We start from the raw sequence: 23,519 nt of genomic DNA, 5'->3' as shown, positions 1-23,519 counted from the left end.
GCGATGCAGCGGAACCGTATGAGGTACTTATGGTTCCTCCTGATCGAGAGTGCCTCGGAGGAGCGGCCCAATGCCGAACGGTGCTCAGAATGATCAGGCGCGCGCGGCCGATCCAGGTTTTGGCGAAGCGCAAAGCTTTGCCAACGCGCTGCGCGATCAAACTCAGGGCTATGTCGAGAAGCGCAAGGCCGACGCGGCACGCCTGGTGTCGGACGTCAGCGGTGCTATCCGCGACGCGGGTGCCGGCTTCGACGGCCTGCCGCAATTGAAGGAGTTCTTCGATCAGGCCGCACTCGGCGTCGATGCGCTGGCCGAGGACATCTCGCGCCGCAGTTTCAGCGAGATGTACGACGAGGTCCACGCTGCGGTTCGACGCCGGCCCGCTCTGGCGACAGCAGCGGCTGTTGCGGCCGGCTTCGCGCTTTTCCGCATTTTCAATGCATCCAAGGTTCGGGCGATCCCGCGCTCGCATGCAGTCGTGCCAGTCGACGCCTTCCCGACGCCGGACGCATAGGGGGATAGAATGGCCGAGCCAGGATTGCGCAGCATCCCGATCCTTGTCGGCGATGCGGTCCGCGAGCTGCGGGATCTCGTCGGCGGCCAGATCTCCCTGTTCCGCACCGAGATGGCGCAGGGCGTTCACCGGATCAGCCTCGGTCTCAGCCTATTGCTCGTGGCAGCCGTGTTCGCCATCGCAGGCCTGTTCACGCTGCTCCTCGCCCTGGTGAAGGGCATCGCCGTCCTCATGCAATCGGATGCGCTCGCCGCGCTGATCGTGGGTGGCGTCTTCCTCCTTCTTGCGATCGGTCTTGGGCTGTTCGGACGCAGCAAGACGTCCCTGTCCACGCTGGAGCCGACCCGGACGGGGCGGCAGGTCAAACAGGACGCCCAGGTTCTCACGGATCGGATCGACACATGAACGACTCGCCAGACAAACTGGAGCAGGACGTTGAGGCGAGCCGTGGGCGGCTGGACCGGACGCTGGCCGATCTGCAGGCCCGGTTCAATCGCCCTGGGATCCCACGTGACTTTGCCGAACTCCGCCGGTCAGGGCAGGCGGCAAGCGCAACCGTCGAGCGGTTTATGGAGGATGTGCGGGTCAATCCAGTGCCGGCGCTGCTGATCGCGGCCGGCTTTGGGCTACTTGTCTACGAAGCCTTCCGAACGGCGGCGGAGCGGAGACGTCTAGTGGATATCACCGCTGGAACAGCAGTGGCCACGACGGATCGCCATCTACCGGAGAACCATCCAGACCGCATGCACGCAAGGCTCGACGACGCGCTGGAAGAAAGTTTCCCCGGCAGCGATCCTGTCTCGGTGCGGATCACGAAGTAAGCCCTTCGGAAAGCCGGCATGAAAAGCCGGGACCAGCCGTTGGGCTGCATCCTGGCTTCGCGCGCTCCCGACCGCACCGCGGCGGATAATCCTGAGATGAGTTCGAGACCGGTTCCAGGAAGCCGCGGTGTATCGCCGGCGTCATCGCGGGCCGGTGTTTCATCCGGTTGAACGTCCGTTCGTGCATCGGTCACTCAGGGCCACAGGGAACGGGAAGCGCATGAGCACGGCCGTTTGCCCGCGCTGCGGCCTCACGGATTTCGGGACGGATCAGGAGGGGGCCGCCGATGCCGGAGCCTGGGCCGAGAAGTTCGTGCGCATGTGCGAGCACGTACACGAGCGCCGACACCTGAAGGACCTGCGGACCCACACGTGCCCCCATTGGGCCAAGGCCATGCAGGACGCCGCCGAGGCTCAAGAGAAGCACCGGTGAGCGCCGGGGCCTTCGTCTCCTACCTCCGGGTCTCTACGGCCCGTCAGGGGCGCTCAGGGCTTGGCCTCGAGGCGAAGCGCCAAGCCGTGGCCGACTTCCTCGCCGGCGGATCCTGGCGGCACGTAGCCGAGCTCGTAGAGGTCGAGAGCGGGGCGCGGGACACGCGACCCCGCCTCGCCGACGCCCTAGCGCTCTGCCGGATCCACGGGGCGACGCTCGTGATCGCGAAGCTCGACCGCCTCTCCCGTGATGCCGCCTTCCTGCTGAACCTGCAGAAGGCCGGCGTGCGCTTCGTGGCGGCCGACATGCCCGAGGCGAACGAGCTGGTGGTCGGTATCATGGCCGTCATCGCGTAGGCCGAGCGGAAGATGATCTCGTCACGCACCAAGGCGGCGCTGGCAGCCGCCAAAGCTCGCGGCGTGCAGCTCGGCAATCCCGGCAACCTGCGCAACCGGGATATCGGCCCGGGCAGCGGTCGCGCGCACGCGCAGGAGCGCAGCCCGCGCCGCTGACCTCGCGCCGATCCTGGCAGATGTACGGGCTGCCGGGGCAATGTCGCTGCGGCAGGTAGCGGCGGCACTTAATGCTTGCGGGATCCCGGCGGCGCGGGGTGGGGCGTGGACGGCGACCCAGGTGCGGCGAATACAACAGTGAGGATCAAAGGCTGCTCGCCCGAGGTTTATTCAATATCCCCACATTTTGACAGGAGGATCGCCATGGGCTTGGCCGCATTTATTGTTTTTGTCGTGCCGTGGGTGCTGTTTGCCACGTTTTTTAACCGCGTACCGAATGTTCTTCGCCTGGGTGCCGCTCCAGCCCCTTGGCGGTACCTCCCGACAGGTCGGGAAAAAGCCCATGAGCAGCGCCGCCAATCGGACATACGCACTGCTGAACGTGTTGGCTCAGCAAGTGGGGGCAAGCCCACCACAAATATGCAAGACGGAGGGTCATTGGGCTCAAGCGTGGAGCCGTCCGAGCCAGGCGACAAGATTTAGCGGGGACTCACCTACGGGGTAGCAAGGACGCACATCGAACCCGCTAGGCCCAATGCGGGTTGGCGCTTCTATAAACCGTAGGAGGCCAACCCCATGCCGCAGATGTTCGACTGGATCTTCTTCGCCATCATGATCCCGTTCCCGGCCTTCCTGGTTTGGGATTTCATGAAGCACCGAGACACGTCCAAGAAGGTCACGTAGCTCTGATTTTTGGCCCACGAGTGTGCGGCCCGCTCGCCGGCTCGTGATCGCCCTACCCGCGCGGGAAACACTGCCGTGACAGGCGTGCAGCAGGGTGAGCGTATGACCCTACCAACCGCTCAAGCCCTCGGTGTCATGGCATGCGCCATGGCCGCGTCCGCTATCTACCTGTGGAGCCTCGTGCAAGGCATCCGATCTGCCGCTAGCGATCCGCTTCACAGATAACTCACCTATAAGGGCCGCCGAGCAGATCACCCAGCGCCTTGCGCCTAAACAGCGTGCGCCAACGCCGGCGCCGATGCTCCGGCCGATCATGGATCATGTGGCAGCGTTGGCAGAAGGCCACGAGGTTAGCGCTCGCGTTGTCGGCGGTGTCGTGGTTCCGATGCGCCGCGGCGAGCACAACGCGGGTCGTGCGCACGAGCGCCAGCACGTCGACCATGCCAAGGGCGAGGCGCGCGCTGCACCCTCGCCCATCGCGCCACGCGGCCTTCTCAGCGTCCCACCAGCGGCCGTCTCCGAGATGGTAGACCAGCTGCCCGTGCGGCCGCCCGCACCCTTCGCAGCGACCGCCGGCGCGCCGAAAACGGATCACGGCCGAGAGCTGCGGCCAGTCGATGGGATAGAAGAAGCGGTGCTCGCGCCGGATCGGCATGGGCGAAAGGCCTACGCGCCCTGGTCGCGTAGCGCCTGCCTCAGCTCCTGCAGGGCGGCGATGTTGACGGCCATGCGCCGCGCCTCGGAACGCGACATGCGATCGGAGCTGGCCCGCTGCTGCGTCGCATCGGCGAAATAGACGTGAGCCACAGGGAAGCCGTTGGCGTCCTCGATCCGAAACGCATCCTCGAGCTCCACGGCCTGCCAGGGGGCCGGGAAGCGGCGGGCGGATGGCTCGCTCATGCGACCGCCCTCCCCCGGACCCGAGCCGCGATTTGCCAGGCAGCCGCCTCGGCCCGCATCCGGGCAAGCTCGTCTCTGAGGGCCACGTTCTCGACGTGCAGCCGCCCGGCGTCGGCCGCCGTCACCATGAGCATATCCTGCGCCCCCGCGAGCTGCTGCCGAAGCTCGGCGACCTCGAGTTCGAGGGCGAGGCGCTCGACGTCAGTGTGAAGCGTCATCGCCGGCGCAGCGGCGCTCGCTCGAGGGCGAGCACAACAACGCCGATGCCGCCTAAGGTGCCCGTCAATGTCACGAGGAAGGCGGCGGTGATCATGTCGAGCGTGAGCCTCTGGCTATAGCTGCCTTGCCAAATGTTGGCGTGCGACGACGGCGGGGATGTGCCCTATCGAGGAACGCCATGACGAAGGCGCCCAAGCCGAGCACGGCTGCAGGCGCCAGGATGAAAGCGGCGAGGGTCATTCCGATCCGGGGCCGCTGACCGCGCCAGCTGCAGCTGCGCCGAACGCCGCTGCCAGGACCGCAACGAGGGCTGCCTCGATCATGGCTCAGACCCCGATCTTGGCGACGAGCCGGCCGAAGCCTTCCCGGTAGCTCATGCGCTCGCGCTCGCACCAATCCACGAACACGTTGATGTCAGCGATGGCGGCCCGCAGGTTCAACTGGTCCGTAGGCTCATCCACAGCGATGCGGCGCTTGCGTCGGGTTGGAACCTCGCGGCTCGGGAACCCGAGCTTCTCGGCTACGCGATCGATCTCGCGGGCTACAGGCGGGGTCGGCTCGGGCGCGGCCGGCTGGATCTCGGCGAGCTTGCCGAAGCCGAAAGAGGGCTTGGTGTTCACGCGGCGGCCTTCCTGTTGAGGCTGCTAACGAGCTCGATGATTTCGCCCGCCAGGCGCTCGGCATTTTCCTGCGCGGCAGTGAGGCCGTTCACGAGCGCCGGGTCGAGCTCGGCGAGCGTCCGGCCATAAGTGAACATCGACTTATAGGCGGCCCGTTCGTTCAGATGAGTGGTGAGGACCGGGATGCCGGCACCCCGCAGCTCGTCAATGATGAGCTTCTCGTTCCGCGTCGGGATCGCCGGCGAGGTCCGCGTGAACAGGACCCGGAACGGGATCGCCCGGCCGACCACCTGCTCTTCCTCCTGCACGAGGCCGACGGCTCGAGCAGCCTGAGCGGCGTCGACGGCCGAGGCCTGCATGGGGATCAGCACTAGGTCCGAGCGCATGATAGCCCGAGAGACCATGCGGCTCGCCGTGCCCTCGAGGTCTACGAGCACGAACTGACGTGCGGCACGCTCGGCGTCTATCGCCAAGACGATGCCGCTCTCACCGACGTCGCCGAGCACCTTCATGGGCGTGCCACTGCCGGCTCGAGCCCACGTGGCGACGGGCCGGTTCGGGTCACAGTCGAGCATGGTCACGGTCGCGTCGTGAGCCGCCAGCGTCGTGCCGAGCACGAGCGCCGTGGTCGACTTCCCTGCCCCGCCCTTGGGGTTGGCAATCGATATGACAGGCATTCCGCCGCTCCCCTGCTGGGACATAGAGAGCGGCAGGATAGAGGCTGGGTCGGTTAGCGAACCGTTAATCCCATCTGCAAGACCCTGAGCCGGTATCGGCCGCATGCCTCGACGCTCGTACGGGTTCGTCCGCTTGGCACTCCTATGTTCCGTTGCGGGCCGCTCCCGCTAGAGGATGATAGCTAGCGCTAGCTCGTGGGAGCGCACGGGTGCGCTCGAGAGCATTCCGAGGCTTTCAGGGCCAAACTGCCAGGGGAGGGATTTTCGTCGCGGGCCGACCATGCAACTGTGCAGGTTCGGGCGAGGGGCCGGCCTTCAGCGGGCAGCTCGGCCGTTTGACACAGGAGTTGCCGAGCCGACTATGTGGGCAGCTGCATAAGCGGCGAGTCGAGGGCCTAGAAACACGAAACCCGCCACGAGGGCGGGTCACGTACCGGCCGAGGCCGGGGATAGATCATCGTTTGGCGACATGATCCTCCCCGAAATCGATGCCCGCGGTCAAGAGGAAAACCACGGTTTTCCTCAATGGCGGAGCTTTGCCCGCACGTGCCTGCGCCCCTGCGGCTGGTCTCGCGACCAGGGGTGCGGAGCTTTGTTCATTTTCGAGGAGATGCGCACCGCCGTTGAGGCGGCTGCGCTCGACCGGCTCGGCGACGTCGCCGCGGCTGTCTGGAAGGCGTACGGGGCAGGGGGCCTCACGGACGCTGAGGCTGAGCAGCTCGACGGGCTGTTGAACGCTCGGCGCGGGGCGGCTCGCGCGGCGCCCGTGAAGATGAGCACGCTCGCGGAGCCCTCGACGCAGCTGGCGAAAACCTGCGCCCCTGCTACTGAAGGGCAGAGGGCAGCGGCGCCAGCGTCCAACCGCGCGCATCATCGCACCGGCTCGCGCGCCCGAACGCCTGAGAGCCTCGCCAGGCGCCGCCGCATGGCCGCCGGCGGCTACCTGCCGCCCGCTCTCGTCGCAGCCTTCACACAGGGCGAGCAGGCCGTGCTGGCCATCGTCGCCATGGAAGTCGGGATGTGGGGCAAGTGTACCCTGGCCCTCGGCCACATGGCGGCCCTCGCCGGCGTGTGCCTCACCATCGCCAAGCGCGCCTTGCGCCATGCCCGCACGCTTGGACTGGTCGAGGTCGAGGAACGGAAGGTCTCACGCTCGCGGAATGATACGAACGTGGTCCGCGTTACGAGCCGCGCATGGGCCGCTTGGCTTCGCACGCGCTTGCCCCGCAGCAGCCCCGCGGCTTTCGGAGGCAGAGGGGGCACAGGTGTGCCGTCCACGAGTATCAATTCTCGTTACAGAGCGACGTCGACCCGTGAGAATCGTGGAAAGGGGCTCGCTGCACAGCTCGAGTGCAACGCCCGGCCTACGGCGCGCGCTGCAGGCGCCTAAGGCAGCCGCTTCGCTCACGTGGACGGCGAGCGGCTGCCTTAGGCTCTCGAGGGGATGAGCTCTATCCTACAGCCGCGCGGCCAGCGGAAACGGCGAAAAGCTGCCGAGGGGTAGCGGGCCACCCCAGATGCGCAGGCCGGTGAGAATCGTGCGCGGGTCGTACCTCGCCTGCAGCCATGCCGTGTCATCATGCCGGCGGTCGTCTAATCGCACGCAGCAAACGACACGGTGCCTCAACAAAGCTGGCTTCCACTTTCTACACGCGCCGCACTATGGGTCGTTCGGATGAATTTGACGCGCCGCACAAACGCCTCATCGGAAAGCGTTATCTCGACATATGCCCGGTAGAAAGTGCGTAGTTTATACGCAGATAACCGATGCAGTATGTCCCCAGCCCTAGCAACCAATTTGCGGCCAAGCTGCCACGTGTGGAGCGTTTTTCACGTATTTGTGCTTTCAGAAACACTTGGCCGCCAACTTGGCAAGACAATTGCCGTTTGCTAGAGACTGGAAAGCGATAAATTATTAACCCACGCCATTGGCCTCACCCGAGGAGTTGAGACCATGCCCCGTCATGCCGAAGCCCCCATCTCAGCTGCTGTTTTTGCGCCGCAGCATGAGATTGAGATATCGGGAGCAACTGAGCACGTGGCGGGTCAGTTGATCGTGCAGTTGAGTAACGCCGCCGAGATGGTAGGCGACACGGTCCTACCCGAGACGCCGTTCGTCGCCCGGGGCCTGCGCCTAAACTGGGCTGCCAAGCGCGGCCTCGATATCACGGTAGCAGCCACAGCCCTGTTCCTGCTCCTACCGCTGCTTCTGGTTATCGCCGCCCTGGTCTGGGCCGGCGACGGGCGTGCGCCGATCTTCCGTCACATGCGCCTGGGCCGCGACGGGCGCAGCTTCGGCTGCCTGAAGTTCCGCTCCATGGTAACCCACGGCGAGGCCATGCTGGCTGCCCACTTGGCTGCCAATCCGCAGGCCCGGGCCGAATGGGATGAGACCCATAAGCTCATCAACGACCCACGCATCACAGCAATTGGCCAAGTCCTGCGCAAGACCTCGCTCGACGAACTGCCGCAGCTGTGGAACGTGCTGTGCGGCGAGATGAGCCTGGTCGGGCCGCGGCCTATCGTGCCGGCCGAGGTCGCCCGCTATGGTCAGGCGTTCGCCACCTGCTTTGCCGTCCCACCCGGGGTTACCGGGCTGTGGCAGGTGTCTGGGCGCTCGGACACAAGCTACGCCGAGCGCGTCGCGCTGGACCTAGACTACGCCAGCCGCTGGAGCCTGCGCCGGGACCTGGCGATCATGCTGCGCACCGTCCCGGCGGTCCTTGCACAGCGTGGAAGCCGGTAACGCGCCCTCAAGGAGCGCGGGTTCAACTTCCTCGAACACGGGGGCGTTTTTGCACAGGTGCCAGAGCTGCATCGTGCCCGCAGCGTAGGCAGTTAGGCCGACAAGCATCCAGTGCATGGTCGTATCCCCTAGCACCCTCAGCGCATCGTCATACTGACACGCTTGCTGTCTTCCTACGTCCCCATTTAGGTGACGAACTCTGGCAATATATTGTCCAACGTCGCGATTGTTCGACCGCATGCGGCAATTTATTTCACTTGCACCGCGCCGCCCGAAAGCCAGTTTTCCGGCGGCAAACGCGCAAACCAATGACAGCCAGCCTCGGCGCGAGGGCGGTCAGAGCCTCGCGGAGGGCATCTTCATCCGGGCCTATCGCAAACCCGTGGCGTTTACCCCGCGTTGACCATACGACCTGCATGGCGCCTTCCGTTTCGGAGGCTGCCCATGATCCTGTCCGCCATCGCCGCCAAGCTCAAGCAGCGCGCCAAGGCCGACTTCAGGGGCCGGCACTTTGAGGCGACCCTGATCGTCCAGGCGGTCTCCTGGTACCTGCGCTACCCGCTGAGCTACCGCGACATCGAGGAGCTGTTCCTGGAACGCGGTCTGGAGGTGGACCACTCCACCCTGAACCGCTGGGTGCTTGCCTATGCGCCGCTGATCGAGAAACGGCTGCGCCAGTTCCGCCAGCCTCATTGCGGCTCGGTCCGCATCGATGAGACGTACATCAAGGTCCGCGGCAAATGGCGCTACTTGTACCGCGCCATCGACAAGCACGGCACGTCCGTCGACTTTTTGCTCACCGCCCGGCGCGATCTCGATGCGGCCAAGCGGTTCTTCCGCAAGGTGCTTTCGGTCGAGCCGCTGCTCGCTCCGGACCGCATCGGCACGGATGGCGCCGGCCCCTATCCATCCGCCATCGTAGCTGCGAGGAGCGAGGGCCTTCTACCCAGCACGCCGATCCACTACGTCACCAAGCATCTGCCGCAAGGGATCGAGAGCGACCACTTCCGGGTCAAGCGAGCGATGCCGCGGGTCGGGGGCTTCCGCTCGTTCCATACGGCGCGCCGCACGATCTGCGGCTTCGAGGCGATGCTGTGGCTGTGCAGGGGCTTCGGCTTTGCCGGCGCCTGGACCGTCCGCGAGCAGAACCAGATGCTGGCTCACTGCTTCGGACTCGCCCCTGCGAACAAAGCATGAAACCGCGACGGCAGAGGTCCTTCCGCGCCACGTGTCTGGGTTTGCGACAGGCCCTGCCGGACTACTTCGATCTCGGCGTTGAAGGCGGCGCGCTCGCGCGGGGTCATGATCCGTGCTTCTCGCGACTTACGGTTTTCGGCTGGGCCGCGTAGCTTTTCAGCGCCTCCCGGCCCGCGTCGGTAATCGCCCAGCGGCAGACACCTTCCTGCGCTTCCTGCGGTAGAGCTTCGGCGAGGCCTCTGCGCGCGAGGGCGCGAACGTGATGGTTCTTCGTGCTGTAGAAGCGCTGGCCGCGCGACAGGACCTCGAGACAGTAGCGTGCGCTGGCGGATAGCCGAGGTCGATCTGCGGCCACAACGATGCTCTCCCTGCCGTCCGCTGCTCGTTAGGCGCGGTGGGCAGAAGGGAAATCCTGTCGGCTGGCCTGAGGTTCAGTTCGGGTGTGACGCGCGGCTGCCAATGCAGGACCTTCACTGCCACAATCCGCGTTGCTCTCAGGAACGGAGAGCATCCGATGCCCAGCGAGCCGAAGATCTCGAACACGCAGACCGTTGCTGACATGGAGTACGACGCTGAGCGCTGGGCACGCGTCGGTGCCGAGCAGAGGCCCGATCCCAAGAGGGCTGCACCGGCAATCGAGGGGAAGCCCGACGTCGGTCTGTCGCAGAAGGGCACCGACGAGGCGGCGATCGTGAAGCGAGAGACGGACGTTTGAAGGGAGGCAGCATGGCCGATAAACCTAGCGACACGCAGGCTCAGCGGATGCCTAAGGGCAAGCCGCCAAGCGAGGGACTGGCGAATACCCCGCAGGACACTGCTACCGGCGCGATCAAGCCGCAGGACGGCCCGATGGAGCGGGCAGGCACGGAGAAGGAGGAAGTTGCGCGAGGCGGTACGAGCCTCGGGGCCGAGCGCGACAGATCCGACTGAAAGTCGAATGGCCTGCCCCGTACTTGAGTCCTCAGAGAACCTACGTCTGTGCGAGGCTTCAGAATGGCAGGCGATATCGTCCCCCAAACTCGCGGCTGGCGGGCAGCCATAGCAACGGCAGAGGAGGCAGAGCCGCCGATCCTGCGGATGAGCGGCGAAATTGAACTCGGCAATACGAACGAGCGGCCAAGCCTCAGCTTGTCTGAGCCGGCAAGCCCCGATCCATCGGTGTTGGTCCTAAACCTCGATGTCATCATCGACGGACCGAGCGAGTTGGCGATGCATTGGGTGGGGGTCGAGTTCCAGTACTTAGTGCCGGAAGCGCCGCCCGCGAGCGTCCGGCTGCTCTGGATGGGCGTTGAAATCGCCTTTCTATCTGTGACGGCCTGAGATGGCCGCTGGAGAAAGCGGGGTGGCCGTTCACGACCGCGCCCTCCTGTTCGGCCCTAGCAGCAGATCCGCCCAGGCAGCTCGCAGGATCGCGGTCCGGGCGTCGGCACGGGTTGGGCTGGCGGCGGCGACAGCATCGGCCAAAGCCTCCAGCGCGGCGAGACCGCCGGCGGCATCGGCCTCAATGCCCTTCCGGCGCAACGCGCTCTTGAAGGCTAGAACGGCCGGACTGTCCGACCCATGACGCTCGATGCTGGCGAGCAAGCCCAGGATCTCGGCGGCCGTGGGCCCGCGGGCAGCATCCTTACGCGGGCTCATCGTGCAGGCTCCAAAAAGTCGGACAACGCCATGTGTGGGTAGAGCCGTCTCGCGGGCTCAGCGGAACATGCGACCGGGTGCGTCTGTTACTGGCCGAAATTCGGAGGAACCCATGATGAAGCGCATCATTGCCGGAGGGCTGATCGCGGGCGCCCTACTCGCCATACCGAGTGGGCCCGCTTCGGCGCAGAGCATCGATGTCGGCCCGGGTGGCGTTAGAGTCGATCCCCGCTCACCGAGAGAGCGAGATCGAGACGACATCCGCCACGAAGAGCGCCGCGAGGAGTTCCGCGAAGAGCGGCGTGACCCGGTCCGCCGCGAGGAGCGTCGCCGCGAAGATGACGATGATTGAGCTGCTGCGGGCGTGATCCATCGCTTAGGATGCGGCGGCCAGAGTTCCCTCAGTCCGGGTGGCGTTCGGGTCGATCCGCGCAGTCCACGCGAACGGGAGGATGACGCGATCCGCCATGAAGAGCGTCGCCGCGAATTCGACGAGGACGGCCCGCCGTCTCCAAGTGATCGCTATCGAAAACAGCGAGCCTCAAGGTTGAAAGCGGCGGGGGGCGAGCTCTGCCGCTTCTGCGAGCGGACTGACAGTAGCTTGCCCGTCGGCACAGCCATTGCACACGAAGCTTCACCATGATCTGAAGCCCGACACTCGACGACTCCTCTATGATCGGCGAGTTCGATCCGGTCGAATGGGCCCCGCCATGAACCTCGTCACCATCCTCCTCATCGTCCTGATCGTGCTGGCCCTCGGCGGCGGCGGCTACGGCTACTACGGCGGTGGCTACAACGGCATCGGGGGTATCGGCCTAGGTGGTGTGCTGCTCATCGTGCTGATCGTGCTGTTGGTAACCGGTAGACTCTGAGCGTTCAGCTTACTCCCGCCTCGCCTCAGCATCACGGAACAAATCGCGGAGGCGAAGACGCGCCCATTCACCCAAGCGATGCCGTCCACTCTCCACGTTCGCCACATGAGGCTGACGACAGCCGAGCTTAGCGGCCAAGGACGCTTGCGAGAAGCCGAACGTCCGGCGCAGAAGCCGGATCTGGCCGCCGAAGTCCCGGGGAGAGGGAAGGTCGCGGAACAGAACGAGCTGGCGAGGCAGGAAGGGGGGAGACAGGCAACCACCCCCGGGCATATGTGGAACCGTAGGGCTAGAAACGTTGACGCGGCAAGGCTTTGGCCGCTTGAGGACGAACTCGGCGCTCTCCTCCATGATCTCCGCGACGCGGCTCTCATAGCGGCGAGGCGTCAGCATACTGTCGTGCACCGGCAGCACGGGAATACCGACCGCGATGCAGCGCCGGACAGCCCGCACGGTGATCCGGCTGTCGATGTTCATCAGCGCAATGCCACGGTCGGCATGCAGGTATCCGGCGATCGGCGCGTTGCGGCGCGCGAGGGCGGCGAGGAGGTCGGCGGTCTGCGCCCTGGACAGCGTCCAGCGGGGTTTGTTTGCCAACGCCGCGATCGTTCCCTGAGGAGTCTTCGTGTTCAGGGCGACGTTGAAGGCAAGCTTACCGTGCTCGCGCGAGAACTCACCCGTCTCGTAGGCGTCACCGTCCAGACGGCATCCGCACAGCGCGTAGAGCAACGAGGGATGCAGTTGCGCAAAATCGGGCTCGACCACCGGTTCACCGTCGATCACAAGGCGGCGGCGCCAGCGGCTGGGTAGGTTCTGCCACCAGCCGAAGGCGCGCCCGCCCAAGGCGAACGAGCGGCGATTGAAGATGCGGTAGAGGGCGCCTTTGGTCGGTCGGTAGTAGGCGCCGTCGACGACGATGTGGTGGCGCGAGCGGACGACGTCAGGTCCGGGCAGTTCCACTCGCAGGGACGCCAAGTCGGCATTGATCGCCCGTAGTTCGCGCGTCATCCGTATGGTCGCGTCCGTGTCTTGATAGTCGACGAGGTTCCCGTCCGCGTCTTTGAGGAAGATTAGCCCGATCAACTTATGATGAAACTCGACGTCGGAGCACGCCTCCGCCAACTTCGTCGAGGCCCGGAAGCGCGACTGCCAGCCCAAATTGCCAGGCGATGCACGCTCCTCTTCGATCAGGCCCTGCCGCAGCAGCTCTTCGACACACGATAGTACGTTCGTGTAGGTGAAAGCCGTACCATGGTAGCGGCGCCGACCGGTATAGAAGGCCTTACGGCGGGAATACGAGACGTAGCGGCCCTCTTCGTGAGCGAGCATAGCTTCCGCGATGATGTGTTGGCGCGAGATCTCACGATCTGTGCCCTGCATCGATGTGAACACTGACGAATTCAAGGTTTCTCCGGTCCGCGGCCGCCAATGGAAGGTGAGGGGACGGTCGCGTTCGGCAGGCGGCTCGTCACCTAGTTCGAGAGGCCACGACCATCCATCCAGCTGCACCATCGATCGATCCTAGCGGACGTGTACGGTTCACGTTCCTAACTTAGGCCGACATTTTGTTCATGTCTTGTTCTCATGGGGTGCCTGTGGATATCTCCTGACGAGGGGCATATTCTCGATCCCCGATCACCCGGCTGGCCGATCGCAAAGGACTTGGACGACCTGCTCGCGCTGACGGCCCACGACACACGGCAGCCTTTGATTGGGAATTCAAAAAACCCCCGTTCGCCACATGATTTCGTATAATCTCGGCGCTGAGCGTTCTAGATGGTCGACGCTTGTCTCGCAGTACGAGAGCGTTTCGAGGGTATGAGATCGTGGGCGGATACGGCAGTGGGCGTTGCGGTGGCCGCCCTACCACCGACGATGGGCTGAAGCTCGACCTTCCCCGCTTGCTGAGGCAGCGCAACTTCGTACCCGAGTGCGGGCTAACCGGCACCCTGACTTGGACGAACACCCGCACCGCCGCTCGCGTCGGCTCGATCGGTTTCGAGAGCCAACTCGATCGTGAGAGCGGTCGTGTCCGTCTGCACTATACGACCACCCGCCAGAGTGGCGATACGCACCAATCGGACTATTGGATCCAGCTGGAGACGACACCCCAGCCCTTGGGCGGCCGACGCTGGTGGTTCCTCTGCCCCAAACTCGGCATCCGTGCCGCGACGTTGTACCTTCCACCCGGTGCCCTGCTTTTCGCCTCGCGCAAGGCCCACCGCCTCGGCTACCGATCTCAGCGCGAGACTCCGCAGGACCGTGCCCTCTCCCGTGCGTTCAAGCTGCGCCACCGCATCGGCGCAGACGGCGGCATCGGAGACCCAATCGCTAAGCCGAAAGGTATGCGATGGGTCACGTTCGATCGTGAAATGGATAGGATCTGCGGCGCCGAGGCAATCTGTGACGCCAACCTAGCGGCGTTCGCACGCAAGCTCGGGCTGCGCGTCTGAGTCATAGACCTGGTTTTTCCCGTCTATAAAACGGGGTCCCAGGCAACGGCGGCCGGCTCACCCATTGAGAGTAACGCTATTGGCTCGTGCTCGTGGAAAGTAGCTGTAGAAGGTGTCCCGGTTGACCCCGAGCCGTTTGGCGATGTCGGCTACGCTGATCGTGCCAGCCGCCAGCATCGCCCGGCCGGCCTCGATATCAGCCTCGGAGAGCTTCCTCGGCCGGCCGCCCTTGCGGCCACGGGCGAGCGCCGCCTTCAGGCCCTCCATGGTGCGCTCACGGTTGAGGTCGAGGAAGTACTCGGCCATGGCCCCGTGCATCTGCAGGGCGAAGCGGCCGTGGGCTGTGGCAGAGTCGAACTGCTCAGTCAGGCTCCGGAAATGTACGTCCTTCACGCGCAGGCCGTCGATGGTGCGCATCATCTCGACGAGTGATCGCCCGAGCCGATCGAGCTTCCAGACCACGAGCACGTCCTCGGGGCGCAGGTAGGCCAGTGCCGCCTCGAACTCCGGACGCTTGGTCCCGGCCTTGCCGGACTTCTTCTCCTCGAACATCCGCTCGCACCCGGCCTTGGTCAGCGCGTCGCGCTGGAGGTCGAGGTTCTGATCGAGGGTGGAGACGCGGGCATATCCGATGAGCATGTCGGGACAGTGCCAAAATACCGTTTATCCGGCAATAGAAAAGCCGACACATTTTTCCGACAGAAACAGCGCAGTTTCAGGCGGGTTACGATCAGCTCCCGCGCTGCGTCGGGAAAACGATCGTTTTTCGTACATGATTGCCCAAGCTACTTACCGTTGAGTTCTAATAGGGTACGATCCTTGGAACGCTGCCGTTGGAACTTGGCCGCTTGTTATCGGCTCGAGCGATTGAGGCGGCGTTCACCCCTTTGGTAGGATGTTCCTCGGTATGCAGCTCGCCGATCGGAAACGACCATGCCGTCAGCGAAGGGTTTAAAATCGAGTGATCCGAGGCGCATGACGCCTCGGTACTAGATAGCCTACTTCGACGCGCTCGCCACAGGGCCGCTGCTAGCCAAGCCGCACACGGCGCGCCGCCGGGCCGGCGAGATGGCACGGATCTGCCCCTATCCCGATGTCGCCTCTGCGGGCTTGGCGAAGGTTAGGACCGCACTCGAGACGCGCGGCTCGTCGACTCCTCCGTCCTAGCGCTGCCTTCACATAACGCAGCGTTCTGAGACCGTGCGTGTCGCCCGGGTTCGAGAAACTGCTCCTACCTCGTAGCGGTCGCACAAGATTGGATCTTTCGAGAGCACACCACCGCTAACGCGTCATTAACCACATCGGTTGTGCACTGCGAGGTGTCCAGAGGGACTAGCCATGCGCCACATCCACGTCGTGCCCGGTCTGCGTCTGCGGTTCGCTGGCCGCGACGAGACCTTCGACGAAGGTGTCGAAATCGGACTCCTCGCGGCTCAACTCGCATCGGGCATAGCCGAGTTCTCGATGATGTTGGCTGCTAGCACGCTGGACCAAGCACGTATGCTGGCGACGAATATGGGCTACCGCCTGCACGTGACGACGATGGATGAAGGCACGGTCGAGGTCATGTTTCTCACCGGAAGCCGCCGGCCCAAACTACAACTTGTCTGTAACAACTCCTTCTCACGCTTAGATGCGTAATTTCTTGGTCTGAGACCTGCTCGACCAGTTCATCTAGGGCGATCGGTGAGATAACGGACACTCAGACGCGACAGTCTGAGCTTTTCCTCGCATTCGAGCGTTGGCACTTTGGATGGAGATACGCCGATGGCCGATGCGGTTCATCACATGCAGATGCAGCAGATCGTGGCCGGCCTGTCCGAGGGCGTGATCCTGATCGAGCCGGATCAAACCATCGCTTACGCCAACGATGCCGCCGTGATGATGCATGGGGTGACAGATGTCGGCGATCTCGGCGCCACCGTGTCCGAGTACCGCGCGAACTTCACGCTGCACTACCGCAATCATCGCGAGATCGGCCCGCTGCAGCATCCGCTCGACCGCGTGCTCGCTGGCGAGGTGTTCCGCGACGTCGTGGTCGAGCTGGTCCCGAAGCGAGATCCCAAACACAGGTGGATGCACCGCATCCGCAGCCTGGTGACGACCGATGCGGCCGGCACGCCCAACGGCCTGGCGCTGGTGATGCAGGACGTGAGCGAGCGCTACCAGGCCGAGGCTCGGTTCGAGCGGATGTTCAATGCCAACCCAGCCCCGGCGATCATCTGCCGGATCGCCGATCTGCGCTTCGTGCGGGTCAACAACGGCTTCCTCGACCTCACCGGGTACCATCGCGACGATGTCCTCGGCCGGACCTTCTGCGAGATCGACCTGCTGCGCGAGGCCGAGCGGCGCGAGATGGCGATCCATCACCTGCACCAGGGCCACACCATCCCGCAGATGGAGGCTCAGCTCGCAACCCCTTGTGGGAAGGGCCGCTACGTGATCGTGGCCGGGCACGCCATCGAGATGCCAGGCTCTGGCGGCGTCGAGCCGTGCATGCTGTTCACCTTCGCCGACCTAGAAGATCGCCGCAAAGCCGAGATGGCCCTGCGTCACAGCGAGGAACGCTTCGCCAAGGCGTTCGACCTCTCACCGGTGCCGAGCGCGTTGCTGGACGCGGACGGGCTGGAGATAACCAGCGTCAACCAGGCCTTCGCCACGACGTTCGGGCACATTCCCGATACCGTCGGCGGCCAGTCGCTCGCCGATCTCGCGCTCTGGGTTGATCGCGCTGAGCAGCGCAAGTTCTCCCGCGATCTCAGGCGGCTTGGCAGCGTGCGCGGCTTCGAGGCTGTGCTGCAGGATGCAGCGGGCGCGGAGATCGACTGCTTGGTCTCGGCCGAGCGAGTGAGCATCAACGATGAGGCCTGCGTGCTGTGCGTCCTGCAGGACATCACCGCTCGCAAGCGCTCAGAGCGCGAACTGATCACCGCCATCGAGGCGGTGATGGCGGATGCGTCGTGGTTCAGCCACGGGGTGATCGATAAGCTGGCGACCCTGCGCCACCCGCCGCGCACCGGCCGGCCCTCGCTCGGGGTCGAGAACCTGACGATTCGCGAGCAGGACATGCTCACGCGGATCTGTCAGGGCGCGACCGATCGGGAGATCGGCGCCGAGCTGAAGCTGTCGCCGAACACGGTGCGCAACCATGTCTCAGGGCTGTACCGCAAGCTCGGGGTCAACCGCCGCAGCGCGGTGGTGGTGTGGGCGCAGGAGCGCGGCATAGGGCCCAACATACGCACCCAGCGCTGACACGGACGAAAACCGTGACAGAACTACCAAGCCGATTTGGTACAAATGTACTTTATGTAAATCATCGGAACTTCTACTAAATCGCCTGATTACACGGTGGTAGCTCTGCTCGCACGAGCATCTCGGAAGATCATCCCGGCGGGTTGATGTGAGGAGATCCGTGTGGCCGGGCGTCGGAAGGTGCTCTCACCCGACCATATCCGGGCGCTGATCAAAGAAGCCATCGGCATCATCGAGGGCGACCGTGCGATCCAGGCGGAAGCCGCCGCCGAGATCGCTGCCATCGAAGCCGCCTACGCGTCGTCGAACCCCGAGCCAGGACCCAAGCGCTCGACCCGCTCGTGATGCTGGAGCACGAGCTGACACACGGCCGGCAACCAGTTCGGTCAGCCCGGTGTCGCGGGGCTGAACTTCTGCAGACCTGCTCGTCCCCGTCGTCGGCGCGGTGGTCGGGCGGCGGCTCGACCACGCCCTGATCGGCCGCCGCCGGGTGCTCTGAGCCCAGCCAAACCCGCTTCTGCCGCTCCCGGCCGAAGATCGAACCAAACTGACCTGAGAGTACCGAGCATGGCGTTGACACCTGACACCACCCGTCCGGCCTACGACCGCGACCTCCCCACCGCTAGTGCGGTCTCCCCTGCGGAGGACATGCGCACGATGGCGCTGCACTCCATCTCCTGGGGCGCGGTGTTCGCCGGCGCGGTGATCGCGCTGGTCGCCCAGGTCATCCTGAACATGATCGGGCTCGGGATCGGGCTCTCGACCGTCGACCCGGCCGGCAACGGCACCCCGACCGCCGAGTCGCTCTCGTCCGGCGCCGGGATCTGGTTCGTGATCTCCGGCATCCTCGCCTCCACCGCCGGCGGCTGGCTCGCTGGGCGCCTCTCGGGCAAGCCGGCCAACACCACCACCGCCTATCACGGGCTGATCGCCTGGGCGGTTTCGACCCTGGTCGTCGTCTACCTGTTGTCCTCGGCGGTCGGCGGCATCGTCAGCGGCGCGTCGAGCGCGGTGTCGAGCACGCTGGGTGGCGCCGGCAACCTCGTCGGCGGCTCGGTGAAGACCGCCGCGCAGGCCGCCGCCCCGTCGCTGCCGGGCATGGACAACCCGTTCTCCAACATCGAGAGCCAGGTCCGCAATGGCACCGGCAATGACCCTGAAGCCCTGAAGAACGCCGCCGTCAGCGCGATGCGCGCCGCGGTGACCGGTGACGCAGCCCAGCAGAAGGACGCCCAGGAGAAGGCCGCCCAGACGCTGGCAAAGGCACAAGGCATCCCGGTCGATCAGGCCCGGACGCAGGTCGCCCAGTACGTGCAGCAGTTCAACGACACTGTCGCCAAGACCAAGGAGCAGGCCAAGCAGGCGGCCGACACCGCCGCCCGCGTCGGCTCCCAGGGGGCGCTCTACGGCGCCCTGGCGCTGATCCTCGGTGCGCTGGCCGCCTTCTTCGCGGGCCGCGGTGCGGCGGTCGATCCGGTGGTGAGCCACACGGGCATCACCGCCACGACCCAGCGTCGGATCTGATCATGAGCGATCCCGCCGCCAGCCAGCCGAAGCTCTCACGGACGCAAGGCGTAGAGACGGCGGAGGTCACTTTGGGCGAGGAGGTGGTTCTCCCGCTGATCGAGGAGACCGCTCGCATCGACAAGCAGGCGGTGGAGACCGGGCGGGTGCGGGTCTCGACCCGGACGGAGACCGTCGATCAGGTTCTGCGCGAGAGCCTGCGCAGCCAAACGGTCGAGGTCACCAGGGTGCCGGTCAACCGGACGCTGTCCGAGGGCGAGGTGCCCCCGGTGATCCGCGAGGAGAACGGGGTGACCGTCATTCCCGTCCTCGAAGAGATCCTCGTCGCCGAGAAGCGCCTCGTCCTGAAGGAGGAGGTGCACGTCCGCCGAAGCTCCGCGGATGAGGACGTCGAGGTCCCGGTGACGCTGCGTAAGCAGCGCGCCGTGGTCGAACGCGTGAGCCCGGACGGCCACGCCAGCGAACAGATCGATCCCCCTTCAACTCAGGAGACAGCACCATGACGCAGACGATCACCGCGCTGTTCGATCGCCCGGCCGAGGCGCAGGCCGCTCAAGCCAAGCTTGTCGCTGCCGGCATCCCGCAATCAGCGATCAAGCTGGTGCAAGGTGCCCAGACGGCGCGCACGAGCGGCTCGTACGACTACCACAAAGACGAGGGTGGCTTTTGGGGCTCGCTCAAGGACTTCTTCATGCCCGAGGAGGATCGCTACGCCTACAGCGAGGGCTTGAGCCGCGGCGGCACGCTGCTGACCGCGAGCGTCGAGCCGGCGCAGACCGAGACGGCCTACGATATCCTGGAACAACACGGCTCGGTCGACCTCGACCAGCGTGAGAGCGCGTGGCGCAAGGAAGGCTGGAGCGGGTACTCGGCGACGGGCGGCACGACAACGGCCAGCTCGACCACGGGCACGACAGCAACCGGAACGGCGGCTACAGGCGCCGCGGCCCTGAAAGGTGCCGGGACGACCACGGGCGAGACCGACTACATCCCAATCGTTGAGGAGCGGCTTAACGTCGGCAAGCGCGTGGCCGAGAGCGGCCGGGTGCGAGTTCGCTCCTTCGTCGTCGAGAAGCCGGTTGAGGAGCAGGTCACCCTGCGCGACGAGACCGTGCACGTCGACCGGCGCGCGGTCGACCGGCCGGTGACGGCGGCCGACGAGGCCTTGTTCGCCAGCAAGACCATCGAGGCGACCGAGATGCGTGAGCAGGCGGTGGTGTCGAAGGAGGCCCGCGTGGTCGAGGAGGTCGGCATCCGCAAGGACGCGGGTCAGCGCACCGAGACCATCACCGACAAAGTGCGGCATACGGAGGTCGAGGTCGAGGACGAGCGCGGCAACGTCAGCCGCACTGGCACGGCCGGTACCGCGACCACCGGCACCACGCCCAGCACGCGCAAGCCGGTCTGATCGACATGAGCGGCGCTGCTTGGAGCTTGGATGCACCGGGCAGCGCACCCTGCCGATATCAGACGTCGGATCGGCCGTCCCTCTACTGCCACCAGACAAACAGGCCCTGCCATGTCCCTGAACCGCTCGATCCTCATCGTGTTGCCGTTGCTCGCAGCAGCGCCAGCACTGGCGCAGACGACCGTCACTGGGCAGCCGGCGACAAATGGTGCTTCCAGCGCGACGTCCGGCGGCCAGAACGCCGTGACGCGGCCGAACACCGATCACGCCCACGACGGCAAGACAGTGGCCATCAGCACGGGGGCGAACGCCAAGCTGGAGCGGGGCGCCAACAGCTTCACCGAGGGTGAGGTCCGCCGGCGGCTCGAGCGAGCCGGCTACCACGAGGTCAAGGATCTGAAGAAGGATGGCGACGGCATCTGGCACGCCAACGCGATGTTGGACGGCAAGCCTGCCAGCGTCGGCCTCGACTTCAAGGGCAACGTCGCGGTCCAGTAGCCGGTCCCCTCGCTCGATGTGTCCCACCCGAATATCTCGGAGTCATCCCATGCCAGCACAGACCCTCTCGGCCCTGTACGACCGCTACGACGACGCTGCGGCGGCTGTGACGAAATTGGAGGCGGCCGGCGTTCCGCACTCCGATATCAGCCTCGTCAGCAACAAGGCGGAGACCGGCAATGCCGGAACGGGCGACACGGCAGACCATGCTGCCACCGGCGCGGGGACGGGCGCGACGCTCGGCACGATCCTGGGCGGTGGCGCGGGCCTCCTCGCCGGCCTCGGGCTGATGGCCATCCCAGGCGTCGGTCCGGTCGTGGCCGCCGGTTGGCTCGTGGCGACGCTGACCGGTGCGGGCATCGGTGCAGCAGCGGGCGGTTTGACCGGCTCGTTGACCGGCGCTGGCGTGAGTGAGACCGACGCACATGCCTACGCCGAGGGTGTGCGCCGCGGCGGCTCGCTGCTGACCGTGAGGGCGGATGAGGCCCACGCCGGTTTGGCCACGCGCATCCTGGAGGAGCACGGTGCCGTCGATCTCGACGCGCGTGCGCAGGGTTGGGAGAGCGAGGGCTGGAGCGGCAAGACTGCCGACGAGGCCCCAAGGGACACATCGACCTTGATCGGCTCGGACGCGGCCGCCGGCTCGGTCGTGCGCGAGAACGATGCGGTGAGCGCTCCCATGGCCGGTACGGACACGTCGATGTCGGGTGCCCGTAGGGTGCGTGTCTACAACCACCCAGTCTGATCCTCGGCATCCATCCTTGGGTCCGGCCTCATCGTCGACCCATACGATCATCCCGGCCTTAGGGCCGCTCCCGGAGCACCACCCATGGGCCTACTCGACAGCATCATCGGCAGCGTGGTCGGCGGTAACGCCGGTCAGCAACAGGGCGGCAGCGCTAACCCCCTCGTCGGCGTCCTGATGAGCCTTCTGGCCGCGCGGGCCGGAGGCGCCGGCCTCGGCGGCATGTTGGGTAACGCGGGCGGCGGCATGGCTGGCGCCGGTCAGGGCGGTCTCGGCGGTCTGCTCGGCGGCGGCGGGGCCAGTGGGCTTGGTGCCCTCGTGGAGCAGTTCACCCAGGCTGGCCACGGCGGGGCGATCAACTCGTGGATCGGCAAAGGTCAGAACCAACCGATCGCGCCGCATGACCTCGGCGACGCGCTCGGTCCCGAGACGGTAGGCCAGCTCTCGCAGCGGACCGGCATGGGCAGTTCCGATCTGCTGTCGCAACTTTCGCAGTTGCTGCCCGGCGTGGTCGACCAGCTCACCCCGCAGGGTCGGATGCCGACCGAGCAGGAGCACGCCCATTGGTAACGTTCTAAACGGCCGATCACGCCGCCGTTTTATGAGATCACCCTTCGTCAGTTGAGCAGGCCATATGTTCTACGGTGCTCGACAGCCTGTCGTGGCAGACCGACCTGTCGCATGGCGACTTACTTTTCCGGCTCCCACAGGAGCTTCCCTCAGTGGTGAACCGCTACGCCCCTGATGGCAGGTTACCCGTGCGCTGACGCGGTGAGCCTGAGGACTTTCCGCACGCCGGTCGAGGACGACCTCACCCGGACGCGCCGGTCGATATGACCGCAACGAGCACCGTTATGGTGCCGAACGAGGAACACAGCCATGGCCCAGAACGCACACCACGAGGCGGCCAAGCATCACGAGGCAGCCGCCAAGTCGCACAAGACGGCCGCCGAGCACCACGAGAAGGGCGACGCCAAGGCGGCCGGCAAGCACTCCGAGGAGGCCCACGGCCATTCGGCGAAGGCGCATGAGAGTTCGACTAAGGCTCACGGCAAGAGCACCGGCAAGCACTGATCGACTCTCGTAGAACCAGCCGGGCCCGCGATGCATGTGGGCCCGGCTGCCAATTCAAGGAGGGACACCATGGACGAGAACCGTATCACCGGCGCCTCGAAGGAACTCGGCGGCAAGGTTCAGGGCAAGGTCGGCGCCGCGATTGGCGACCGCGAGACCCAGGGCAAGGGCAAGATGACCGAACTGAAGGGTTCGACCGAGAACCTCGTCGGACAGGCCAAGGACGCGGTGCGCGACGTGGCCGACCAAGCGAACGATCTCGCCGGTGAGGCGATCAAGAAGGGGCGCGAGCGCTTCCCTGAGGCCGAGCATGCGTATCGACAGGGCGGTGAGGCGCTCAGCCAATATGCGAAAGAGTCGCCGCTCATAGTCGTCGCGATGGCGGGCGCGCTCGGTTACCTTCTCGCACTGGTCATCCACGGTCGGAAGTGAAGGCCGCTTCCGTGTGGATTATGCCGCTCGATGCGATCCGAGGCCATCCATGACCGCTGGTGCCAGGGACCTTGAACGCGACGTCGAGGCGAGCCGGGCTTGGCTGGACGGGACCCTCGATCGGTTGCAAGCGCGGTTGAACCCGTCCTCTATCGTGGAGGAATTTGTCGGTACCGCACGCCGGAGCGAGGCCGGGGTCGCGCTCTACGATGGTGCCCTGCATGCGGTCCGGCACAACCCGCTCTCCGCCCCTCTAATCGCTGGAGGCGTGATGCTGTTGTTGCGGCAGGTGACCAAGCC

The 23,519-nt window shown here is 65.5% G+C and carries 35 protein-coding genes and 1 pseudogene; 27 read left to right on the top strand and 9 right to left on the bottom strand.

Annotation, left to right across the window (positions count from 1 at the left end; all coding sequences use genetic code 11):
• The first annotated feature begins 70 nt into the window (after nucleotides 1–70).
• The 6 genes from MKK69_RS25385 (at nucleotide 71) to MKK69_RS31255 (ending at nucleotide 2,280) form a co-directional block, all read left to right on the top strand.
• On the top strand, nucleotides 71–514 hold the full coding sequence (locus MKK69_RS25385; RefSeq protein WP_243972552.1) for a hypothetical protein: 444 nt from the start codon (nucleotides 71–73) through the stop codon (nucleotides 512–514).
• 9 nt (nucleotides 515–523) lie between these two features.
• Nucleotides 524–919, top strand: coding sequence for a phage holin family protein (locus MKK69_RS25380; RefSeq protein ID WP_243972547.1), 396 nt, complete (start codon nucleotides 524–526; stop codon nucleotides 917–919).
• Complete coding sequence (locus MKK69_RS25375; protein ID WP_243972545.1) at nucleotides 916–1,335, top strand: hypothetical protein; 420 nt, start codon at nucleotides 916–918, stop codon at nucleotides 1,333–1,335. Before MKK69_RS25380 ends, MKK69_RS25375 begins: the two co-directional genes overlap by 4 nt.
• Before the next feature lie 220 nt (nucleotides 1,336–1,555).
• A complete protein-coding gene (locus MKK69_RS25370; protein WP_243972543.1) occupies nucleotides 1,556–1,768 on the top strand; it encodes a hypothetical protein in 213 nt (70 codons plus the stop codon).
• Nucleotides 1,765–2,124 carry a recombinase family protein gene (locus MKK69_RS31260; protein WP_313900886.1) on the top strand — a complete coding sequence of 120 codons (360 nt, stop codon included), beginning with the start codon at nucleotides 1,765–1,767 and terminating at the stop codon, nucleotides 2,122–2,124. The genes MKK69_RS25370 and MKK69_RS31260 overlap by 4 nt, the downstream gene beginning before the upstream one ends.
• 12 nt (nucleotides 2,125–2,136) lie before the next feature.
• Complete coding sequence (locus MKK69_RS31255) at nucleotides 2,137–2,280, top strand: hypothetical protein (protein ID WP_313900885.1); 144 nt, start codon at nucleotides 2,137–2,139, stop codon at nucleotides 2,278–2,280.
• 910 nt (nucleotides 2,281–3,190) lie between these two features.
• Here the strand turns inward: MKK69_RS31255 and MKK69_RS25360 are convergent.
• The 5 genes from MKK69_RS25360 to MKK69_RS25340 all read right to left on the bottom strand — a co-directional run bounded on the left by MKK69_RS25360 (nucleotide 3,191) and on the right by MKK69_RS25340 (nucleotide 5,380).
• Nucleotides 3,191–3,619 carry a hypothetical protein gene (locus MKK69_RS25360; RefSeq protein WP_243972541.1) on the bottom strand — a complete coding sequence of 143 codons (429 nt, stop codon included), beginning with the start codon at nucleotides 3,617–3,619 and terminating at the stop codon, nucleotides 3,191–3,193.
• An 11-nt stretch (nucleotides 3,620–3,630) separates the two neighbouring features.
• A complete protein-coding gene (locus MKK69_RS25355; RefSeq protein ID WP_243972539.1) occupies nucleotides 3,631–3,864 on the bottom strand; it encodes a hypothetical protein in 234 nt (77 codons plus the stop codon).
• On the bottom strand, nucleotides 3,861–4,082 hold the full coding sequence (locus MKK69_RS25350; protein ID WP_243972538.1) for a hypothetical protein: 222 nt from the start codon (nucleotides 4,080–4,082) through the stop codon (nucleotides 3,861–3,863). The genes MKK69_RS25355 and MKK69_RS25350 overlap by 4 nt, the downstream gene beginning before the upstream one ends.
• Before the next feature lie 327 nt (nucleotides 4,083–4,409).
• Nucleotides 4,410–4,703, bottom strand: coding sequence for a hypothetical protein (locus MKK69_RS25345; protein WP_243972536.1), 294 nt, complete (start codon nucleotides 4,701–4,703; stop codon nucleotides 4,410–4,412).
• Complete coding sequence (locus MKK69_RS25340; RefSeq protein ID WP_243972534.1) at nucleotides 4,700–5,380, bottom strand: ParA family protein; 681 nt, start codon at nucleotides 5,378–5,380, stop codon at nucleotides 4,700–4,702. Before MKK69_RS25340 ends, MKK69_RS25345 begins: the two co-directional genes overlap by 4 nt.
• Nucleotides 5,381–5,972: 592 nt before the next feature.
• On the opposite strand from MKK69_RS25340, the gene MKK69_RS25335 reads away from it, so the two are divergent.
• The 6 genes from MKK69_RS25335 to MKK69_RS25310 all read left to right on the top strand — a co-directional run bounded on the left by MKK69_RS25335 (nucleotide 5,973) and on the right by MKK69_RS25310 (nucleotide 10,643).
• On the top strand, nucleotides 5,973–6,770 hold the full coding sequence (locus tag MKK69_RS25335; protein WP_243972532.1) for a hypothetical protein: 798 nt from the start codon (nucleotides 5,973–5,975) through the stop codon (nucleotides 6,768–6,770).
• A 564-nt stretch (nucleotides 6,771–7,334) separates the two neighbouring features.
• Nucleotides 7,335–8,126: a sugar transferase gene (locus MKK69_RS25330; RefSeq protein WP_409564882.1), complete on the top strand. Its 792-nt coding sequence runs from the start codon at nucleotides 7,335–7,337 to the stop codon at nucleotides 8,124–8,126.
• Nucleotides 8,127–8,570: 444 nt separating this feature from the next.
• Nucleotides 8,571–9,323 carry an IS6 family transposase gene (locus MKK69_RS25325; protein WP_243972530.1) on the top strand — a complete coding sequence of 251 codons (753 nt, stop codon included), beginning with the start codon at nucleotides 8,571–8,573 and terminating at the stop codon, nucleotides 9,321–9,323.
• Nucleotides 9,324–9,837: 514 nt separating this feature from the next.
• Nucleotides 9,838–10,038, top strand: coding sequence for a hypothetical protein (locus tag MKK69_RS25320; RefSeq protein ID WP_243972529.1), 201 nt, complete (start codon nucleotides 9,838–9,840; stop codon nucleotides 10,036–10,038).
• A gap of 11 nt (nucleotides 10,039–10,049) precedes the next feature.
• The gene (locus tag MKK69_RS25315) at nucleotides 10,050–10,253 is read left to right on the top strand and encodes a hypothetical protein (protein ID WP_243972527.1); all 204 of its coding nucleotides are present in this window, start codon (nucleotides 10,050–10,052) and stop codon (nucleotides 10,251–10,253) included.
• 63 nt (nucleotides 10,254–10,316) lie between these two features.
• Nucleotides 10,317–10,643, top strand: a complete 327-nt coding sequence (locus MKK69_RS25310) for a hypothetical protein (RefSeq protein ID WP_243972525.1) — start codon at nucleotides 10,317–10,319, stop codon at nucleotides 10,641–10,643.
• A 30-nt stretch (nucleotides 10,644–10,673) separates the two neighbouring features.
• On the opposite strand, the gene MKK69_RS25305 is transcribed toward MKK69_RS25310, so the two are convergent.
• Both MKK69_RS25305 and MKK69_RS25300 read right to left on the bottom strand, forming a co-directional pair.
• Nucleotides 10,674–10,961 (bottom strand): hypothetical protein, encoded by a 288-nt coding sequence (locus MKK69_RS25305; RefSeq protein WP_243972524.1) that lies wholly within the window; start codon nucleotides 10,959–10,961, stop codon nucleotides 10,674–10,676.
• A 232-nt stretch (nucleotides 10,962–11,193) separates the two neighbouring features.
• Nucleotides 11,194–11,334 (bottom strand): hypothetical protein, encoded by a 141-nt coding sequence (locus MKK69_RS25300; protein ID WP_243972523.1) that lies wholly within the window; start codon nucleotides 11,332–11,334, stop codon nucleotides 11,194–11,196.
• Between the two features lie 337 nt (nucleotides 11,335–11,671).
• On the opposite strand from MKK69_RS25300, the gene MKK69_RS25295 reads away from it, so the two are divergent.
• Nucleotides 11,672–11,833: a hypothetical protein gene (locus tag MKK69_RS25295; protein ID WP_243953839.1), complete on the top strand. Its 162-nt coding sequence runs from the start codon at nucleotides 11,672–11,674 to the stop codon at nucleotides 11,831–11,833.
• Between the two features lie 9 nt (nucleotides 11,834–11,842).
• Here the strand turns inward: MKK69_RS25295 and MKK69_RS25290 are convergent, their stop codons facing one another.
• The gene (locus MKK69_RS25290; RefSeq protein ID WP_243972522.1) at nucleotides 11,843–13,345 is read right to left on the bottom strand and encodes a helix-turn-helix domain-containing protein; all 1,503 of its coding nucleotides are present in this window, start codon (nucleotides 13,343–13,345) and stop codon (nucleotides 11,843–11,845) included.
• A gap of 389 nt (nucleotides 13,346–13,734) precedes the next feature.
• On the opposite strand from MKK69_RS25290, the gene MKK69_RS25285 reads away from it, so the two are divergent.
• Complete coding sequence (locus MKK69_RS25285) at nucleotides 13,735–14,286, top strand: hypothetical protein (protein WP_243972521.1); 552 nt, start codon at nucleotides 13,735–13,737, stop codon at nucleotides 14,284–14,286.
• 57 nt (nucleotides 14,287–14,343) lie between these two features.
• Here the strand turns inward: MKK69_RS25285 and MKK69_RS25280 are convergent, their stop codons facing one another.
• A complete protein-coding gene (locus MKK69_RS25280; RefSeq protein ID WP_243972520.1) occupies nucleotides 14,344–14,925 on the bottom strand; it encodes a recombinase family protein in 582 nt (193 codons plus the stop codon).
• Nucleotides 14,926–15,624: 699 nt separating this feature from the next.
• Between MKK69_RS25280 and MKK69_RS25275 the strand changes: the two genes are divergently transcribed.
• The 13 genes and pseudogenes from MKK69_RS25275 to MKK69_RS25215 all read left to right on the top strand — a co-directional run.
• Nucleotides 15,625–15,927, top strand: coding sequence for a hypothetical protein (locus MKK69_RS25275; protein WP_243972519.1), 303 nt, complete (start codon nucleotides 15,625–15,627; stop codon nucleotides 15,925–15,927).
• Nucleotides 15,928–16,053: 126 nt separating this feature from the next.
• The gene (locus tag MKK69_RS25270) at nucleotides 16,054–17,538 is read left to right on the top strand and encodes a PAS domain S-box protein (RefSeq protein ID WP_243972517.1); all 1,485 of its coding nucleotides are present in this window, start codon (nucleotides 16,054–16,056) and stop codon (nucleotides 17,536–17,538) included.
• A gap of 162 nt (nucleotides 17,539–17,700) precedes the next feature.
• Nucleotides 17,701–17,883 (top strand): hypothetical protein, encoded by a 183-nt coding sequence (locus MKK69_RS25265; protein WP_243972515.1) that lies wholly within the window; start codon nucleotides 17,701–17,703, stop codon nucleotides 17,881–17,883.
• Nucleotides 17,884–18,105: 222 nt separating this feature from the next.
• Nucleotides 18,106–19,062 carry a PhnA-like protein gene (locus MKK69_RS25260; protein WP_409564880.1) on the top strand — a complete coding sequence of 319 codons (957 nt, stop codon included), beginning with the start codon at nucleotides 18,106–18,108 and terminating at the stop codon, nucleotides 19,060–19,062.
• The gene (locus tag MKK69_RS25255) at nucleotides 19,062–19,565 is read left to right on the top strand and encodes a YsnF/AvaK domain-containing protein (protein WP_409564883.1); all 504 of its coding nucleotides are present in this window, start codon (nucleotides 19,062–19,064) and stop codon (nucleotides 19,563–19,565) included. The genes MKK69_RS25260 and MKK69_RS25255 overlap by 1 nt, the downstream gene beginning before the upstream one ends.
• Nucleotides 19,562–20,470 (top strand): YsnF/AvaK domain-containing protein, encoded by a 909-nt coding sequence (locus MKK69_RS25250; protein WP_243972510.1) that lies wholly within the window; start codon nucleotides 19,562–19,564, stop codon nucleotides 20,468–20,470. Before MKK69_RS25255 ends, MKK69_RS25250 begins: the two co-directional genes overlap by 4 nt.
• A gap of 111 nt (nucleotides 20,471–20,581) precedes the next feature.
• Nucleotides 20,582–20,968 (top strand): hypothetical protein, encoded by a 387-nt coding sequence (locus tag MKK69_RS25245; protein WP_243972509.1) that lies wholly within the window; start codon nucleotides 20,582–20,584, stop codon nucleotides 20,966–20,968.
• 49 nt (nucleotides 20,969–21,017) lie between these two features.
• The gene (locus MKK69_RS25240) at nucleotides 21,018–21,713 is read left to right on the top strand and encodes a hypothetical protein (protein ID WP_243972508.1); all 696 of its coding nucleotides are present in this window, start codon (nucleotides 21,018–21,020) and stop codon (nucleotides 21,711–21,713) included.
• 84 nt (nucleotides 21,714–21,797) lie between these two features.
• On the top strand, nucleotides 21,798–22,283 hold the full coding sequence (locus tag MKK69_RS25235) for a YidB family protein (protein ID WP_243972507.1): 486 nt from the start codon (nucleotides 21,798–21,800) through the stop codon (nucleotides 22,281–22,283).
• Between the two features lie 53 nt (nucleotides 22,284–22,336).
• Nucleotides 22,337–22,480: pseudogene (locus tag MKK69_RS25230) on the top strand (YidB family protein); the annotation flags it as partial.
• Nucleotides 22,481–22,592: 112 nt separating this feature from the next.
• A complete protein-coding gene (locus tag MKK69_RS25225; RefSeq protein ID WP_243947511.1) occupies nucleotides 22,593–22,787 on the top strand; it encodes a hypothetical protein in 195 nt (64 codons plus the stop codon).
• A gap of 69 nt (nucleotides 22,788–22,856) precedes the next feature.
• Nucleotides 22,857–23,219 (top strand): CsbD family protein, encoded by a 363-nt coding sequence (locus MKK69_RS25220; protein WP_243972505.1) that lies wholly within the window; start codon nucleotides 22,857–22,859, stop codon nucleotides 23,217–23,219.
• A gap of 49 nt (nucleotides 23,220–23,268) precedes the next feature.
• On the top strand, nucleotides 23,269–23,519 hold a 251-nt coding region (locus MKK69_RS25215), incomplete at its 3' end, for a DUF3618 domain-containing protein (RefSeq protein WP_243972504.1).

Origin of the sequence: Methylobacterium sp. J-026, assembly GCF_022829585.1 — a bacterium.
Classification (GTDB): Bacteria; Pseudomonadota; Alphaproteobacteria; order Rhizobiales; family Beijerinckiaceae; genus Methylobacterium.
Note: the sequence above shows the minus strand (reverse complement) of the source record. Positions and strands in the feature narration are given on the sequence as shown.

What these genes read in the sequence shown, in the direction of transcription:
- MKK69_RS25385 (WP_243972552.1), top strand. Translation starts at nt 71, where the DNA reads ATGCCGAACGGTGCTCAGAATGATCAGGCGCGCGCGGCCGATCCAGGT.
- MKK69_RS25380 (WP_243972547.1), top strand. Translation starts at nt 524, where the DNA reads ATGGCCGAGCCAGGATTGCGCAGCATCCCGATCCTTGTCGGCGATGCG.
- MKK69_RS25375 (WP_243972545.1), top strand. Translation starts at nt 916, where the DNA reads ATGAACGACTCGCCAGACAAACTGGAGCAGGACGTTGAGGCGAGCCGT.
- MKK69_RS25370 (WP_243972543.1), top strand. Translation starts at nt 1,556, where the DNA reads ATGAGCACGGCCGTTTGCCCGCGCTGCGGCCTCACGGATTTCGGGACG.
- MKK69_RS31255 (WP_313900885.1), top strand. Translation starts at nt 2,137, where the DNA reads ATGATCTCGTCACGCACCAAGGCGGCGCTGGCAGCCGCCAAAGCTCGC.
- MKK69_RS25360 (WP_243972541.1), bottom strand. Translation starts at nt 3,619, where the DNA reads ATGCCGATCCGGCGCGAGCACCGCTTCTTCTATCCCATCGACTGGCCG.
- MKK69_RS25355 (WP_243972539.1), bottom strand. Translation starts at nt 3,864, where the DNA reads ATGAGCGAGCCATCCGCCCGCCGCTTCCCGGCCCCCTGGCAGGCCGTG.
- MKK69_RS25350 (WP_243972538.1), bottom strand. Translation starts at nt 4,082, where the DNA reads ATGACGCTTCACACTGACGTCGAGCGCCTCGCCCTCGAACTCGAGGTC.
- MKK69_RS25340 (WP_243972534.1), bottom strand. Translation starts at nt 5,380, where the DNA reads ATGCCTGTCATATCGATTGCCAACCCCAAGGGCGGGGCAGGGAAGTCG.
- MKK69_RS25330 (WP_409564882.1), top strand. Translation starts at nt 7,335, where the DNA reads ATGCCCCGTCATGCCGAAGCCCCCATCTCAGCTGCTGTTTTTGCGCCG.
- MKK69_RS25325 (WP_243972530.1), top strand. Translation starts at nt 8,571, where the DNA reads ATGATCCTGTCCGCCATCGCCGCCAAGCTCAAGCAGCGCGCCAAGGCC.
- MKK69_RS25320 (WP_243972529.1), top strand. Translation starts at nt 9,838, where the DNA reads ATGCCCAGCGAGCCGAAGATCTCGAACACGCAGACCGTTGCTGACATG.
- MKK69_RS25315 (WP_243972527.1), top strand. Translation starts at nt 10,050, where the DNA reads ATGGCCGATAAACCTAGCGACACGCAGGCTCAGCGGATGCCTAAGGGC.
- MKK69_RS25310 (WP_243972525.1), top strand. Translation starts at nt 10,317, where the DNA reads ATGGCAGGCGATATCGTCCCCCAAACTCGCGGCTGGCGGGCAGCCATA.
- MKK69_RS25305 (WP_243972524.1), bottom strand. Translation starts at nt 10,961, where the DNA reads ATGAGCCCGCGTAAGGATGCTGCCCGCGGGCCCACGGCCGCCGAGATC.
- MKK69_RS25300 (WP_243972523.1), bottom strand. Translation starts at nt 11,334, where the DNA reads ATGGATCACGCCCGCAGCAGCTCAATCATCGTCATCTTCGCGGCGACG.
- MKK69_RS25295 (WP_243953839.1), top strand. Translation starts at nt 11,672, where the DNA reads ATGAACCTCGTCACCATCCTCCTCATCGTCCTGATCGTGCTGGCCCTC.
- MKK69_RS25290 (WP_243972522.1), bottom strand. Translation starts at nt 13,345, where the DNA reads ATGGTGCAGCTGGATGGATGGTCGTGGCCTCTCGAACTAGGTGACGAG.
- MKK69_RS25280 (WP_243972520.1), bottom strand. Translation starts at nt 14,925, where the DNA reads ATGCTCATCGGATATGCCCGCGTCTCCACCCTCGATCAGAACCTCGAC.
- MKK69_RS25275 (WP_243972519.1), top strand. Translation starts at nt 15,625, where the DNA reads ATGCGCCACATCCACGTCGTGCCCGGTCTGCGTCTGCGGTTCGCTGGC.
- MKK69_RS25270 (WP_243972517.1), top strand. Translation starts at nt 16,054, where the DNA reads ATGGCCGATGCGGTTCATCACATGCAGATGCAGCAGATCGTGGCCGGC.
- MKK69_RS25260 (WP_409564880.1), top strand. Translation starts at nt 18,106, where the DNA reads ATGGCGTTGACACCTGACACCACCCGTCCGGCCTACGACCGCGACCTC.
- MKK69_RS25250 (WP_243972510.1), top strand. Translation starts at nt 19,562, where the DNA reads ATGACGCAGACGATCACCGCGCTGTTCGATCGCCCGGCCGAGGCGCAG.
- MKK69_RS25245 (WP_243972509.1), top strand. Translation starts at nt 20,582, where the DNA reads ATGTCCCTGAACCGCTCGATCCTCATCGTGTTGCCGTTGCTCGCAGCA.
- MKK69_RS25240 (WP_243972508.1), top strand. Translation starts at nt 21,018, where the DNA reads ATGCCAGCACAGACCCTCTCGGCCCTGTACGACCGCTACGACGACGCT.
- MKK69_RS25235 (WP_243972507.1), top strand. Translation starts at nt 21,798, where the DNA reads ATGGGCCTACTCGACAGCATCATCGGCAGCGTGGTCGGCGGTAACGCC.
- MKK69_RS25225 (WP_243947511.1), top strand. Translation starts at nt 22,593, where the DNA reads ATGGCCCAGAACGCACACCACGAGGCGGCCAAGCATCACGAGGCAGCC.
- MKK69_RS25220 (WP_243972505.1), top strand. Translation starts at nt 22,857, where the DNA reads ATGGACGAGAACCGTATCACCGGCGCCTCGAAGGAACTCGGCGGCAAG.